The sequence below is a fragment of the Longispora sp. NPDC051575 genome (genome assembly GCF_040681875.1).
Taxonomy (GTDB): domain Bacteria; phylum Actinomycetota; class Actinomycetes; order Mycobacteriales; family Micromonosporaceae; genus Longispora.
The window spans coordinates 398,602-415,272 of the sequence record NZ_JBFAZP010000003.1 but is presented as its reverse complement, the minus strand read 5'-3'; the positions used below and the strand labels follow the sequence as shown (position 1 = coordinate 415,272).

Here is a 16,671-nt window from a genome sequence, read left to right as displayed (position 1 = left end):
GCTCCCGGTGGTTCAGCCGGCCATCTGCTCCCGCAGCGAACGCGGCCGCAGGTCCGTCCAGTGCGCCTCGACGTACTCCAGGCACTCCTCGCGGGTCGCGTCGCCGAACACCGTCGTCCAGCCCGCCGGTGCCGGGATGAACGCCGGCCACAGCGAGTGCTGGTCCTCGAGGTTGGTCAGGACCAGGAACCGGCCGTCGCGGTCCTCGAACGGGTTCGTGCTCATCGGGTGTGCTCCTCGCTGCTGGTGATGCTGGACAGGGGACGATCCGGGTCGGTGACCGCCGCGCCGAGGACGGCGAGCAGGTCCGTGGCGAGCCGCTCGGCGGTGCCACGGTCGAACAGGTCGGTGGAGTAGATCAGGTCGCAGTGCACGGGCGTGTCGCCCCGGGGCTCGTAGAAGCTGAGAGTCAGGTCGGCGGCGGCCGCGCCGGTCGGCACCTCGTCGAGCGCGCCGAGGCCGTCGGACAGGGTGGCCTCCTCGTGGTGCACGACCATCACCCGGGGGTGCGCCGGATCCAGCCCGGCGGCGGCCAGCACGTCCCCGATCGGGACGTCCTGGTGGTCGAACGCCCGCAGGTCGGTCTCGCGGACCCGGCCGAGCAGTTCGGTGAAGCTCGGGTCGCCGGCCGTGTCGGTGCGCAGGACCAGGGTGTTGACGAAGCAGCCGACGAGCCCGGCGAGGGCGTCCTCGGTCCGGCCGGCGGCGAGGGTGCCGACCGGGATGTCCCCGCCGGCCCCGTGCCCGGTGAGCAGGGCCGCGAGCGCCGCCTGGAGCACCATGAACATGCTGGTCCCCGTCGTGCGGGCCAGCGCGTCCACGCCCCGGTGCAGGTCCACGTCGAGGGTGAGGCCGACGACGTCGCCGCCCCCGGTGGGTGCCGCCGGTCGCGGTCGGTCGGCGGGCAGAGCCACCTCGGCGGGTACGCCGCGCAGCGCCTCCCGCCAGTAGCCCAGTTGCCGGGCCGCCAGGCTGCGCGGGTCCGCCGGGTCGCCGAGCACCTCGTGCGCCCAGAGGGCGTAGTCGGCGTAGGTGACCGGGAGCGGGGCCCAGTCGGGCGCCCCGCCGGCGAGCCGGGCCTCGTACGCGCTGGTCAGGTCCCCGATCAGCGGCACCACGGACCACTCGTCCACGAACAGGTACGACGCCGTGAGCAGCACCGCCTGCTCGCCGGTCCCGTCGGTGAGCAGCCGGACCCGGAACCCGGGTTGGGCCCATTCGGAGCCGAGCGCCACGAGCCGGCCGTCGAGGTCGCCGCCCGGCGGCAGCACCTCCAGGGTCGGTGGCTCCTCGCGGGGCACCAGGTTTTCGTCGACGATCCGGGTCCGCAGCGCCGGGTGGCGTTCCACCAGGTCGCGCACCGCCGCCGTCAGGGCCGCGACGTCCAGCGGGGCCGGCGGGCGCAGGGCGAGGGCGATGTCCGGCGCGGCGTCGAGCCCGGTCCACTGCCGGCGCTGGGCCGGGGCGATCGGCACGGTCTCCGGCAGGGGCCGGGGCCGCAGCGGGGCGCGACCGGCCGCCGCCGTGGCCAGCAGGCCGGCGACGCCCGCGACGGTCGGGGCGTCGAACACGTCCCGGATCGCGATGTCCACCCCGAACGCGGCCCGGATCTTCCCGACGAGCCGCATGGCCGCCATGGAGTGCCCGCCGAGCGCGAAGAAGTTGTCGTGCGCGCCCACGTCGGCCAGGCCGAGGACGTCGCCGAACACCCCCGCCACCACCTCCTGCTCGCGGGTGGCGGGCCGGGCGTCGCCGGTGAGCCCGGCCCAGTCGGGGACGGGCAGCCGGCGCCGGTCGAGCTTGCCGTTCGGGGTGAGCGGCAGGGGCCCGTCGAGGACGAGCACGGTGGCGGGCACCATGTAGTCGGGCAGCGCGGCGGCGGCCGTGGCCCGTACCTCTGCGGGGTCGAGCGCGCCGACGGGGGCGGGGGCGGTGGACCCGAGCGGCCCATCCTCGGCCCAGGCGGAACCCGGGGCCGTGCCGTGCGGCCCGGCGTCCCGCGGGGTGGCCCGTCCGGCGGGCACCACGTACCCCACGAGCCGGGCGATGTCCCCGTCCCGGTGCGCCAGCACGGCCGCCTGGGCCACGCCGGGGTGCCGGGCGAGCGCGGCCTCGACCTCGCCGAGTTCGATCCGGAAGCCCCGGATCTTGACCTGGTCGTCGACCCGGCCGAGGAAGTCGAGGTTGCCGTCGGCGCGCCACCGGGCCCGGTCGCCGGTCCGGTACATCCGGCCACCGGTGAACGGGTCGGCCACGAACCGCTCGGCGGTCAGCCCGGGCTTGCCCAGGTATCCCCGGGCCAGGCCCCGGCCGCCGACGTACAGCTCGCCGACCACGCCCACCGGCACGGGCCGCAGCGCCCCGTCGAGCACGTAGCACCGGGTGTTCGGGTCGGGCACGCCGATCGGGACGGCCCCGGACCAGCCGGGCACGGCGTCCCACAGGGTCGAGTTGACGGTCGCCTCGGTCAGCCCGTACGCGCCGAAGAGCCGGAGCCGTTCCGCCCAGCGGCCGACGAGGTCCGGCGGCACGGTCTCCGTACCCACCAGCACGACGGCGTCCTTGGGCAGCTCGCAGTCGGCCGGCAGGGCCGAGACCAGGGACGGCGGCAGGATCATGTGTGTGATCCGCCGGTCGGCGACGAACTCGGTGAGCGCCGGGCCGGGCACCCGGGCGTCGTCGGGCACGCAGACCAGCCGGCCGCCGACGCACAGCGCCATGGCCAGCTCGAACACGAACACGTCGAACCCGATCGAGGCGAACTGGAGCACCCGGCTGTCGGGGCCGACGCCCATCCGGTGCACGGCGGTGGCGACCAGGCTGCCGATGCCCTCGTGGGTGAGGACGACGCCCTTGGGCCGGCCGGTCGAGCCGGACGTGTAGATCACGTAGGCGGCGTGGTCGATCCCGTCGGGAGCGGGCGGTAGCGGCGCGGTGCCGGGGTCTGCGTCCAGGGACAGCCGGGGCACGACCTCGGGCAGGACCGTGCCGGGATCGGCGACCACGAGCCGGGCCCGGGAGTCGGTGAGCATGTAGGACAGCCGGTCGGCCGGGTGCGCGAGGTCCAGCGGCAGGAACGCGGCGCCCAGCTTGAGGGTGCCGAGCACGGCCGCGACCAGGTCCGCGGACCGGGGCAGGGCGAGGGCGACGACGTCCTCGCGGCCGACGCCCCGCGCGGCGAGCAGCCGGGCGACGGCCGTGGCCCGCTCGTCGAGCTGGGCGTAGGTGACCGACCGGTGCCGGTCCACGACGGCCACGGAGTCGGGGGACACGGCCGCCCGGGCCTCGAACGCCGCGATCATCGACAGTTCGGCGACGGGCCGGGCGTTGTCGTTGAAGCCCTCCAGTACCTGGTGCCTCTCGTCGGCGTCGAGGACGTCGAGCCGGCTGACGGTCAGGGTCGGGTCGGCGAGGGCCGCGTCGAGGAGGCGGACCAGCCGCTGGCCGATCCGGGTCACCGTCGCGGGATCGAACAGGTCCAGCCGGTACTCCAGGTACGCGCCCCCGTCGGAGAACGTGAACGCCAGGTCGAACTTGGCGGTACCCGTCTCGAAGTCCACGAACTCCGTGTCCAGCCCCGCGAGCGCGAAGTCGTCCCCGACCGGGTTGCGGTAGGTGACCATGACCTGGAACAACGGGTTCCGCGACAGCGAACGCACCGGGTTGCACGCCTCCACGACGGCCTCGAACGGCACGTCCTGGTGGTCGAACGCGGCGAGGTTGGCCTCCCGCACCCGGTCCACGAGCTGGGCGAACGTCGGGTCGCCTGAGGTGTCCGCGCGCAGCACCAGGGTGTTGACGAAGAACCCGACCAGGTCGTCGAGGGCCGCGTCGGTCCGGCCGGCGACGGGCACCCCGACCGGGATGTCCGTGCCGCAGCCGAGCCGGGACAGCAGCGCGGCGACGGCGGCCTGGAACACCATGAACCCGCTGGCGTTGTGCTGCTGGGCCAGCCGGCGCACCCCCGCCGCCAGCTCCGGGCCGAACGCGATCCGGTCGGAGCCGCCCCGGAAGTCGGGCACGGCCGGCCGGGCCCGGTCGGTGGGCAGTTCCAGCTCCTCGGGCAGGCCGGCGAGCGCGGTCCGCCAGTAGTCGAGCTGCCCGGTCGTGTCGAGGTCGCGCTGCCAGAGCGTGTAGTCGGCGTACTGCACCGGCAGCGGCGCCCAGCCGGGGGCACCGCCGGCCAGCCGGGCCGCGTAGGCCTCCGCCAGGTCCGTCAGGAACGGCCCGTCGGACCACTCGTCGGTGGTGACGTGGTGCAGCAGCACGACGACCAGGTGCTCGCCGGGGGCCGTCTCCGACACGGTGACCCGCAGCGGGATCTCCGTGGCCAGGTCGAACGGCCGGTCGATCGCGGCGACCAGATCGAGATCGTCGACCACCTCGAAGGGTACGTCCGCCGCGAGCACCCGCTGGTACGGCTGCCCCTCGTGCTCGCCGAACACGGTCCGCAGCGCCTCGTGCCGCTCCGCGACGTCGGTGAACGCGGCCCGCAGCGCGCCGAGGTCCAGCGCCCCGCGCACGGTGAACGCGATCGGGAAGTTGTACGCCGAGGAGTCCCCGTCCAGCTGCTGCACGAGCCACAGCCGCTGCTGCGCGAACGACAACGGCAGCCGCTCCGGCCGGTCCCGCCGGACGAGCGGTGCCCGGTCGGACACCCCGATCCGGCGCACCAGGTCCGCGACGGTCGGCGCCTCGAACAGGTCCCGGATGGACAGCTCCGCCGACAGCGCGGTCCGGGCCCGGCTGACCAGCCGGGTGGCCAGCAGCGAGTGCCCGCCGAGGTCGAAGAAGCTGTCGTCCACGCCGACATTGGCGACCCCGAGCACGTCGGCGTACAGGGCGCACAGCACGCGTTCGGCCTCGGTGGCCGGGGCGCGGCTCGGGGCGGCCGGGGTGGCGTCCGGCGCGGGCAGGGCCCGGATGTCGAGCTTGCCGTTGACGGTCAGCGGCAGCCGGTCCACGACGACGAGGGCCGCCGGGACCATGTAGACGGGCAGCTTCGCCTTCAGGTACCCGCGCAGGCCCGGGGCGTCGCCCACCACGTACCCGACGAGGCGTTTGTCCAGGACCACGACGGCGGCGTGCGTGACGTCGGGGTGCGCCTCGATCGCGGCCTCCACCTCGCCCAGCTCGATCCGGTAGCCGCGGATCTTCACCTGGTCGTCGGTGCGGCCCAGGAAGTCCAGGTTGCCGTCGGGGCGCTGCCGGACCAGGTCGCCGGTCCGGTACATCCGGGCGCCGGGCGCGCCGAACGGGTCGGCGACGAACCGGTCGGCGGTCAGCCCCGGACGGGCGTGGTAGCCCCGGGCCAGGCCGACGCCGCCGACGTACAGCTCGCCGGGCGCGCCCACCGGCACGGGCCGCAGGCAGCTGTCCAGCACGTAGGCGCGGGTGTTCCAGATCGCCCGGCCAATCGTGGGGGTGTCGCTGTCGGTGGTGCCCCCGCCGAGCGTGTTGATCGTGTACTCGGTCGGCCCGTACAGGTTGTACCCGAGCGTGCCCTCGGCGTCGCGCAGCGCGGACCACACCGCGTCGGACACCGCCTCGCCGCCGAGCAGCACGAGCGCCGGCCGGTGGTGCCCGTCGGCGAGCAGGCCCTCCTCGATCAGGTGGTGCGCGTAGGTCGGGGTCACGTTGATGACGTCGATCCGGTACGCGTCGCAGTAGGCCACCAGGGCCTCCGCGTCGCGGCGCAGCTCCTCGTCGCACACGTGCACCTCGTGGCCCTCCACGAGCCACAGGAGCTCCTCCCACGACATGTCGAAGGAGAACGACACGGTGTGCGCGATCCGCAGCCGCCGGCCAGCGCCCGCCACCACCGGGTCGAAGATGGCCTCCCGGTGGTTGAGCTGCATGTTCGTCAGCCCCCGGTACGGGGTCACGACGCCCTTCGGCCGCCCGGTCGATCCGGACGTGTAGATGACGTACGCCGGGTGCTCCAGGCTGAACGTCAGCCCGAGCGCGTCGCCGGGCAGCGCGGCCACGGCGGCGGCCGTCGCCGGGTCGTCCAGCAGCAGCGCCGGCACCCCGGTCGCGGGCAGCGTCGCCGCCACGGCCACCGTGGACACCACGCACAGCGGGGCGGCGTCGTCGAGCATGAACGCCAGCCGGTCGGCCGGGTAGTCCAGGTCCAGCGGCAGGTACGCCGCCCCGGTGCGCAGGACCGCGAACAGCGCCGCGACCATGTCCGCCGACCTCGGCAGCGCCAGGGCCACCACCCGCTCGGGGCCGGCCCCCGCGTCCACCATCAGCCGGGCCAGCCGGTTGATCCGCGCGTCGAGCTCCGCGTACGTCCACGCCTGGGTGCCGAACACCAGCGCGATCTCGTCGGGGGTGCGGGCCACCTGCCCGGCCAGCAGGTCCGCGACCGTGCTCCCGTCCAGCGGGCGGCGGCTGACGTCCCAGTCCAGCTCCAGGCGGGCGCGCTCGGCGGCCGGCACCACGTCCAGGGCCCCGACCAGCACGGACGTGTCGGCGACCAGCCGCTCCACGAGCGTGGTGAACCGTTCGAGCAGCGCCCCGGCGGCGGCCGGCGAGATCAGGTCGGCCCGGTAGTCGAGCCGGACCAGCAGCCGGTCCTGCGGGGCGATCACCAGCACCACCGGGTAGTGGGTGGCGTCCACGCTGCCGGAGGACACGATGCCGTGCCGTTCCTTGAGGCCGGCCAGGTCGTCGTCCCCGCCGGAGAAGTTCTGCAGCACGTACAGGGTGTCGAACAGCTGGGTGTGGCCCGCGCCGCGCTGGATCACGCCGAGCCCCACGTGCTCGTGCGCCATCAGCCGGCCCCGGTCGTCCTGGATCCGCCGGAGCAGGGCCGCGACCGTCTCGCGCGGGTCGAGCGCCACCCGGACGGGCACCGTGTTCAGGAACAACCCGATCACGGACTCCACGCCGGGTACGTCCGCCGGCCGGCCCGCCACCGTGGTGCCGAACACGACGTCGTCGCGGCCGACCTGGTTGGACAGCGCCAGGGCCCAGGCCGCGTTGAGCACCGCGTTGAGGGTGACCCCGGCGCGCCGGGCCTCCTCGCGGACCCGGTCGCTGAGCCGCTCGGACAGCACCGCCTCGTGCCGCCGCGGGATGACGGGTTCGCGGTCCCGGCCGGCCGGACCGACCAGCGTCGGCTCCTCCAGACCGGCGAGCGCGTCGCGCCACGCGTCGGCGGAGGCCGCCACGTCCTGGCCGGCGAGCCAGGCGAGGTAGTCGCGGTACGAGCCGGGGGTCTCGCCGCCCGCGCCGCCCGTCTCGTACAACGAGAAGAGTTCTTGCAGGAACAGGCCCTCCGACCAGCCGTCCCACAGGATCAGGTGGTGGCTGACCACCAGCCGGTCGTGGTCGCCGAGCCGGAGCAGCAGCAGCCGGCACAGCGGCGGTCGGTCCAGGTCGAACCGGCGGGTCCGGTCGGCGGCCATCAGCTCGGCCACCCGGGCGTCCCGCGAGTCCGGGTCCAGCGCCGACAGGTCCACCTCGACGATCGGCAGCTCGGGCGCGGCGGCCACGAACTGCACCGGCGAGGGCAGCCCGTCGCTGGTGAACCCGGCCCGCACGCTCGGGTTGCGGGCCAGCAGCGCCCGGCCGGCCACCCGCAGCCGCTCCAGGTCCACCCGGCCGAGATCGAAGAAGTCCTGCGCGGTGTACAGGTCGATCGCGCCGGAGTCGTAGCTGGAGTGGAAGTACAGCCCCTCCTGGAGCGGGGACAGCGGCCAGATGTCGGACACCGGCCCGCCCGCCGCCGCCTCGACCCGGACGATGTCCTCCTGGGACAGCGCGAGCACCGTGAGGTCCGACGGGGTCAGCCCGCTCGACTCCCCGGCCGACAGGCCGCGCAGCGCCGCCGCCCACCGGTCGCCGAGCGCGGCGACGTCCGCCTCGGACAGCCCGCCCTCCGACCAGGTCCAGGTGACCTTCAACCGGGGGCCGTCCGGCGTCTCCTCGCACACCGCGTCCACCTGGAGCAGGTGCGAGGGCGCGATCCCGCCGTTGACCTGCTCGGGCAGCTCGGCCGCCGGGGTCCAGTCGGCGCCCGTCGCGGCGGGGAACCGGCCGAAGTAGTTGAACAGCACCTGGGGCGCGGCCATCCGGGCCAGGATCGGGGCGACCTGCGCGTTGAGGTACCGCAGCAGCCCGTGCCCGAACCCGCCGTCCGGTACCGCCCGGAGCTGCTCCTTGACGTCCTTGACCACGTCCCAGCCCTCGCCCGGCGCCAACCGGACCGGCTGCACGCTGGTGAACCAGCCCACGGTGCGGGACAGGTCCAGGCGCGCGCCGAGGTCCTCCCGGCCGTGCCGTTCGACGTCCACGAGCAGGTCGGCGGGGGAGTCCACCGCGATCCGCAGGCCCGCGAGGAGCACGTCGGTGACGTCCGCGTGCGCCGCCGCCGGGACGGTCGTCAGCAGCGGGGCGGTCTCGGCGGCGGTCAGCCGGGTGACCCGCTGCCGGGCGGTGCCGCCGACCACGCCGCCCTGGACGAGGTCCGCGCCGGGGGCCAGGGTGGCGGCCCAGTGCGTGAGTTCGGTCAGCCGGGCGGGCTGCTGGGCCTCGTCCGCGACGGCCTTGGCGAAGGTGCGCAGGGAGGTGGTCACAGGCGGCAGCTGCTCGCCGCGCCACGCCGAGGCCAGGTCCTCGAACAGGATCCGCCAGGACACCCCGTCGACCGCCAGATGGTGTACGGCGAGGAGCAGCCGGCCGGGCGCGCCGGCACCCGCGTCGCACCACACGGCCTGGAGAACCGTCCCGCTGTCGGGGTCGAGCCGGGCCACGGCGGCGGCGAACTCCTCGGCGACCACCTGCCGCAACGCGGAGCCACCCGCGGCTGTCGCGCCGTTGGCTCCGTCGGTGCCCGCGTCGGCCCCGTCCCGGGCGACGGCCCCGGACACGTCCACGGTGCGCAGCACGTCCTCGGCGCGGACCGCGCCCACGGGCCGGGTGTCCAGCGACCACAGCACCGACGCGATCCGGGTCAGCTTCAACCGCAGCGCCGCGTGGTGGTCGATCACGGCCTGCAGGGTCGCGGCGATGGACGCGGCGTCGGCCCCGGCCGGGGTGGTGACCAGCATCGGCAGCGTGTAGCCGGCGATGTCGGGGCTGTGCTCGCGCAGCCAGTGCACGATCGGCAGCGCCGGCACGTCGCCCACGCCGTCGTCGACCGGGCCGGTGGTGGCCGGCGGGGCGGCGGGGGTGGCGACGGCGGCGAGGGCCGCCGGGGTGCGGTGGGCGAACACGTCTCGGGGGCTGATGTCGATGCCGTTTCGTCGGGCGTGGCTGGAGACGCTGATGGACAGGATGCTGTCGCCGCCGAGGACGAAGAAGTCCTCGTCGGGGGCGACGTCGGGCAGGCCCAGGACCTGGGCGAAGACGGCGCACAGGGTGGCGGTGGCGGGGTCGGCGGCGACCGGGCCGGTTCCGGCTCCGGCCTCGACGCCGGCACTGGTCCCGGCCCCGGTGACGGCGTCGGGTGACCGGCGGGCCTGGCCGGGCGTGCTGTCGACGCCGGCTCCCGGCGCCGGGCGCGTTCCCCTCGCGGCCTCCGGGGCCGGCAGCGCCGCCCGGTCCACCTTCCCGCTCGGGCTGAGCGGCACCGCGTCGAGCACCACGAACGCCGACGGCACCATCGGCGCCGGCAACGCCCCGGCCACCCTGACCCGCAACGCCTCGACGCTGACCGCCGCACCCGGCGCGGGCACGACGTACGCCACGAGCCGCAGCGCCCCCGGCCCGTCCGTGCGGGCCAGCACCACGGCCTGGGCCACGGACGGCTCCCGGACCAGGCAGGCCTCGATCTCGCCCAGTTCGACCCGGTGTCCCCGGATCTTCACGTGCTGGTCGGTGCGCCCCCGGTACTCCAGACCCCCGTCGACCAGCGCCACGACGTCCCCGGTGCGGTACATCCGCGCCCCGGGCGGCCCGTAGGGATCGGCCACGAACCGGTCGGCGGTCAGGCCGGGCCGGGCGTGGTAGCCGCGCGCCACCTGGTCCCCGGCGACGTACAGCTCGCCCTCGCCCGCGTGCCGCAGCCCGGCGTCGAGCACGTACAGCCGGGTGTTCCACACGGGACCGCCGAGCGGCACCACGGACTCCTCGGTGCCGTCGGTGCCCCACCAGGTGACCTGCACGGCGGCCTCGGTGGGCCCGTAGAAGTTGTCCAGCCGGGTGCCGGTCAGCGCGTGCCACCGGGCGGCCAGGTCGGCGGTGAGCGCCTCGCCGCCGCTGGACACCCAGCGCAGGGTCGCGGCCCAGGACGGGTCGGCGGTCACGTCGTCCGACCGCAGGAACGCCTCGACCATCGAGGGGACGAACGTGACGGCGCTGACCCGGTGCTCCCGGATCAGTCCGGCGAGGTGCGCGGGGTCGGAGTGCCCGCCGGCCGCCGGCAGCACGACGGCCGCGCCGGTGGTGAGCGGCCAGAACAGTTCCCAGACGGAGGTGTCGAAGCTGGGCGAGGCGAGTTGCAGCATCGCGTCGCCGGCCCCGAGGGGGAACCGGTCGGCGGACCAGGCGAGCTGGTTGCCGATCGCGGCGTGGCTGACGACGACGCCCTTGGGGGTGCCGGTGGAGCCGGAGGTGTAGATGAGGTAGGCGGCGTTGTCGGGCCGCACGGTGCCCGGGGCGGGCAGACCGGCGGCCCCGCCGCGCGCCTCCACGCCAACCGTGCCCACACCAACCGTGTCGACGCCGACCGTGCCCGCGCCGACCGCGTCCGCGCCGTCCACCAGCAGCGGCACCACCCCGTCCACATGCGGCAACCGGGTGTCCCCGGTGGTCAGCACCGTCCGCGCCCCGGAGTCGGCGAGCATGAACCGCACCCGCTCCACCGGGTACTCCGCGTCCACCGGCAGGTACGCGGCCCCGGCGCGCAGCACCGCGAGCAGCGCGACCACGAGGTCCACGGAGCGCGGCACCGCGACGGCGACGACCTCCTCGGGCCGCACACCCCGTTCGACCAGCACCCCGGCGAGCCGGCTGGCGCGCCCGTCGAGTTCGGCGTAACTGACCCGCTCCGCGCCGGCCACGACCGCCACCGCGTCGGGCGTCCGCGCGACCTGGGCCGCGAACGCCTCCGCCAGCGTGGCCCCGGCCACGGCCACGGAGGCACCAGCCAGCGCGACCGGATCCACCAGGTCGATCTGCGACACGGGAGCGGAGGCGTCGGCGGCCACCGCCACCAGGATCCGGACGAGCTGCGCGGCCAGCAGGCGCGCGTCGGCGGGCGGCACCCGGCCCGGGTCGTGTTCGAGGCGCAGGTCGAGCCGGTCGCCGTACCCGACGAGCAGGGACAGCGGGTAGTGGGTGGCGTCGAGGCTCCGGGTACCCGTCACCGCGAGGTCCCCGGAGCGCGGCAGGTCCCCGGTGGGCAGGTTCTCCGACACGACGAGGGTGTCGAACAGTTCGCTGACGCCGCCGATCCGCTGGAGTTCGGCGAGCCCGAGGTGCTGGTGGTCCAGCAGCCGGGACTGCTCCTCCTGCAACCGGGTGAGCACGGTGGCCACGGAGTCCCCGAGCGACCAGCGCAGCCGCACCGGCAGCGTGTTGATCAGTGCCCCGACCAGGGACTCCACCCCTTCGACCTCGGCGTGCCGGCCGGAGACGGTGGTGCCGAACACCACGTCCTCCTTCGCGGTCCGCCGGCCGAGCAGCAGGCCCCACGCGCCCTGCACGACGGTGTGCACGGTGACGCCCAGGTCCCGGGCCCGCGCGGTCAACGCGTCGGTCAGCCCGTCGGGCAGCGCGACGTCGACCTGCTCGGGGTGCCCGGCGGCACCGGGGGCGACGAGCAGACCCGGCCCGTCCAGCTGACCCAGGGCCGTGGTCCAGGCCCGTCGGGCCGCGTCCCGGTCGCGGGTGCCGAGGAACTCCAGATACTCCCGGTACGACGGGGCGGCCGGCAACCGTGCCGGGTTCCCGCCGGGCGCGTACCGCGCGAGGAGTTCCCGGACGATCAGCGGCTCCGACCAGCCGTCGGACACCAGGTGGTGCAGGGTGATGACGAGCCGGTGCCGGTCGGGGCCGGTCGGCACGAGCAGGAACCGGACCAGCGGCGCGGCGGCCAGGTCGAAGCGGCGGGCCCGTTCCCCGGCGGCGAGCGCGTCGGGGTCCCCGGCGGCCTCCCGCCAGTCCACCTCGACCCGTCCGGCGATCAGCTGGACGACCTGCCCGTCGGCGCGCTGCCGGAACCGGGCGCGCAGCGGGGCGTGCCGGTCGAGCAGGTCCTGGGCGGAGCGGCGCAGGGCGGCGGGGTCGAGCGGGCCGGCGAGGTCGAGGTGCTGCTGGGGCACGTACAGGTCGGCGGCGGACTCGTCGAACAGGGCGTGGAAGTACAGGCCCTCCTGCAACGCGGTGACCGGGAGCACGTCGGCGAGGTCGGGCACGGCGGCCTCGTACCCGTCGACCTCGTCCTGGGTCAGCGCGAGCAGCGGGAAGTCCGAGGGGCTGTGTCCGGTGCCGGCGTGCCGGGCGAGCGCGCCGAGGGCGGCGAACCACAGCTCGGCGAACGCTGCCACGTCCCCGTCGGCGAACACCCCGTCGGGCCAGGTCCAGGTGGCGGTCAGGGTCGGCTCGCCGTCGACGTCGCGGGCCGCGCAGTTGACCTCGAGGAGGTGCCCGAGGGGCATGGCCGGGTCGAACGCGTCGCCCATCGGCTCGGCCTCGGGGGCCGCGTCCCACGCCACGGCGTCGCCGATCGCGAACCGGCCCAGGTAGTTGAACAGCAGCGGCGGTACGGGCAGGGCGCCCACCTCGGCGCGGGTGTCCGGGTTGAGGTGCCGCAGCAGCCCGTACCCGATCCCGTCGCCGGGGACGGCGCGGAGCTGTTCCTTGACCCGGCGCAGCACGTCACCGACGACCGGGCCGCCGGTGAGGAACGCGTCCCAGTCGACGGCGCCCGGGTCCAGCCGGACGGGGAAGATGCTGGTGAACCAGCCGAGGGTGCCCAACAGGTCGGCGGACCCGAGGGACTCCTCGCGGCCGTGGGACTCCAGGTCCAGTACCAGGGAGGAGTTCTGCCAGCGCGACCAGGCGACGGTCAGCGCGGTGAGCAGCACGTCGTTGACGGCGCCGTGGTAGTTCGCCGGCACGCTGGTCAGCAGCGGCGCGGTCAGCCCGGCCGGCAGCGTCACGGTCAGGTGCCGGGCGGTGCCGGCGGTGTCGCGGCCGGCGTCGAGTGCGCGCAGGCCCGGGGCCGGCACGCCGCCCTCGAACACCCCGGTCCACCAGTCCCGTTCGGATGCCCGGGCTAAGGACTCCGCGTGCAGCACCTCCGACCAGCGCCGGAACGAGGTACCCACCGGCGGCGGCGTCACGCCCGTGGCCAGGTCCGCGAGGTCCGAGCACAGGATCCGCCACGTCACGCCGTCGACCACGAGGTGGTGCAGCGCGAGGAACAGCCGGCCGGCGTCGGGGAACCACACGGCCTGGACCATGATCCCGGCGTCGGGGTCCAGCCGGCCAACCGCCGCGCGGGTGGCCTCTTCGGTCACCGGGCCGGCGACGGTGGCCAGCGGCACGTCCACGGTGCCGGCGGGCGCGACCTCCAGCGCCCAGCCCTCGTCCCGCCGCAGCCGGGACCGCAGCAGGTCGTGCCGGTCGGCGAGGGACCGCAGCGCCGCGCCGATCCCGTCGAAGCCCGCCGGCACGGTGAGCAGCATCGACTGGTGGAAGGCGCCGATGTCGCCGCCCAGTTCGCGCAGCCAGTGGATGATCGGGGTCGCGGGCACCAGGCCCACCCCGTCGTCGGACACCACGGTCCGGGTGTCGGCGGCCACCGCGGCGAGCCGGGCCACGGTGCGGCGTTCGAACACGTCGCGGGGGCTGAGCACCAGGCCGGCGCGCCGGGCCCGGCTGACCAGCTGGATCGCCACGATGCTGTCGCCACCCAGAGCGAAGAAATTGTCGTGTACGCCGACCCGGGGCAGCCCCAGCGTCTCGGCGAACAGGGCCGCCAGGGTCTCCTCGGCCGGCCCGGTCGGCGCGTCGTCCCCGGTCATCGCGGCCCAGTCGGGGGCGGGCAGCGCGGCCCGGTCGAGCTTGCCGTTCGGGGTGAGCGGCAGCGGCCCGGCGAGCAGTACGACCGCCGGCACCATGTACTCCGGCAGCGTGTCCGCCAGGTGCGCCCGCAACGCCACGGGGTCGACGTCGCCCACGGCGTACCCGACGAGGCGTTTGACCCCCGGCTGGTCCTCGCGCACGGTCACCGCGGCCTGCCCGATGCCGGGGTAGGCCATCAGCACGCTCTCGATCTCGCCCGGCTCGATCCGGTAGCCCCGGATCTTCAGCTGCCCGTCGGAGCGGCCCAGGAAGTCGAGGTTGCCGTCGGCGCGCCACCGGGCCCGGTCGCCGGTCCGGTACATCCGCGCGCCGGGCCCCGCGAACGGGTCGGCCACGAACCGCTCGGACGTCAGCCCCGGCCGGCCCAGGTAGCCCCGGGCCAGGCCCCGGCCGCCGACGTACAGCTCGCCGACGACGCCCGCCGCGACGGGCCGCAGCGCGGAGTCGAGCACGTAGCACCGGGTGTTCGGGTCGGGCCGGCCGATCGGCACCGGGCCGACCCAGTCCTCCTCGGCCGCCCACAGTGTCGAGTTCACGGTCGCCTCGGTCAGCCCGTACGCGGCCACCACGGTCAGCCGGCGCGCCCACCGGGCGATCAGCTCCGACGGCACGGTCTCCGTACCGACGATCAGGACGGACCCGTCCGGCAGCGCGCAGTCCTCCGGCAGCGCCGCGACCAGCGACGGCGGCAGGATCATGTGCGTGGCCCGGTGCTCGGCGACGTAGGAGGTCAGCGCCTCGCCGGCCACCCGGCGCTCGGCGGGCACGACGATCGCCCGGCCGCCGACGCACAGCGACATCACGAGGTCCCACACGGTCACGTCGAAGCCGACGGAGGCGAACTGGATGACCCGGCTGGTCCGGTCGATGCCGATCCGGGCGGTCGCGGTGGCCACCAGGCTGCCGATCCCGTCGTGGGAGCAGACGACGCCCTTGGGCCGGCCGGTGGAGCCGGAGGTGTAGATGACGTACGCGGCCTGGTGCAGCGCGACCGGCACGTCCAGCGGGGAACCGTCGAACCCGTCGGCCTCGGCGAGCAGCACGGGCGCGACGGCGGCCGCGGGCACGTCCCCGACCAGCTCCGGCACCGTCAACACCAGACGAGCGGCCGCGTCGGTGACCATGTATTCCAGCCGGTCGGCCGGGTGGTCGAGGTCCAGCGGCAGGTACGCGGCCCCGGCCTTCATCACGCCCAGCAGCGCGACGACCAGCCCCACGGACCGGGGTACGGCGACGGCCACCACGTCCTCGGCGCCGACGCCCCGGGACCGCAGCAGCCGGGCGACCCGGTTCGCGGCGGCGTCCAGTTCGCCGTACGTGAGCCGGTCCGCCCCGCACACCACGGCCACGGCCCCCGGGTCCCGGCGCGCCTGTGCCTCGAACGCGGCGGGCCAGGTCAGATCGGCGACCGGCATCTCGTCGGTCGCGAACTCGCCCAGCACCTGGGCGCACTCGTCGTGCGACAACAGGTCGACGGTGCCCACCGGCCGGGGGGCGTCGAACGCGTCGAGGACGGCGAGGAAGCGGCGCTCGTGGTCGGCCAGCTCGTCCGGGGTGCACGCGGCGGGGTCGGCGGCGAGGACGAGGCGGTCGGGGTACACGAAGAAGGAGAGGTCGTCGACGGGGCCCCGGGACAGGTCCACGAGCAGCCACGGACCGCTGTCGGGTACGACGGTGACGGCCGGCCCGACGAGTTCGCGGATCCCGCCGGGTACCCGCAGGTCCCGGCACAGCTCCTCGGCCCGGTACCGCGAGTGCGCGGTCAGTTCCGCGACCGCCGCCGCGACCTCGGCGACCAGGTCGGTGGTGAGCGTGTCCGGCCGGACCGCGACCCGCAGCGGCAGCACGTTGGACACCATGCCGGGCACGTCGCGGGTCGCCGGGTCGAGCCGCGCCGACACGGGCAGGCCCAGCACGAGGTCACGCGCGCCGGTGACCCGGTGGGTGTAGGCGGCCACGGCCGCGATCACCCGCGCGGGTTCGGCGACCCGGGCGACCGTCCGGCGCAGGGCGAGCCGCGCCGCGTCGGAGGAGGCGGGTTCCACGAGCCGGGTCGGCTCCGGCAGCCCGGCCAGCCGCTGCGCCCACCAGGCCCGGTCGTCGGCCGGGTCGTGGGCCGCCTCGGCGTCGAGCAGCGACCGGGGCCCCCACCCGGGGGCCCCGGTCGCGCCCTCGTACCGTGCCGCCGCCGCCCGGGTCACGGCCGCCGCGCCGTCGGGGTCCATCACGAGGTGGTGATATCGCTGGAACCACCACACCCGCCCGTCCTCCAGCGCGAACAGCGCGTGCCCGGTCAGGTCCGTGGCGGTGGTCAGGTCCGCCCGCATCCGGCGCAGCGCGTCGTCCCCGGAGCACCGGTGCACCGGCACGTCCACGGTCGTGGCCACCGGCTCCTGGCGGGGCCGGCCGTCGACCTCGGTGAACGCCACGTGCAGGCACCCGGCGTCGGTGACCGCCCCGCGCACGGCGGAGACCAGCCGGTCGAGGTCGACGTCGCCGCCGACCTCGACATACCCGCCGAGCTGGTACGCCGAGCCGTGTGCGAGCTGGCTGGCGTACCAGATCCCCTCCTGAGCGCGGGTCAGTTCCATTGCCGTGTCGCCTTTCCGTTGGTGCTCAAGAGGGGGA

Annotated in this window: 2 protein-coding genes; both read right to left on the bottom strand. The window is 75.5% G+C overall.

The features are described 5' to 3' along the window. Positions 1-12: 12 nt before the first annotated feature. Positions 13-225: an MbtH family protein gene (locus AB0M43_RS09395; RefSeq protein WP_363722726.1), complete on the bottom strand. Its 213-nt coding sequence runs from the start codon at positions 223-225 to the stop codon at positions 13-15. Further along, the gene (locus AB0M43_RS09390; protein WP_363722724.1) at positions 222-16,634 is read right to left on the bottom strand and encodes an amino acid adenylation domain-containing protein; all 16,413 of its coding nucleotides are present in this window, start codon (positions 16,632-16,634) and stop codon (positions 222-224) included. The genes AB0M43_RS09395 and AB0M43_RS09390 overlap by 4 nt, the downstream gene beginning before the upstream one ends. Positions 16,635-16,671 lie beyond the last annotated feature (37 nt).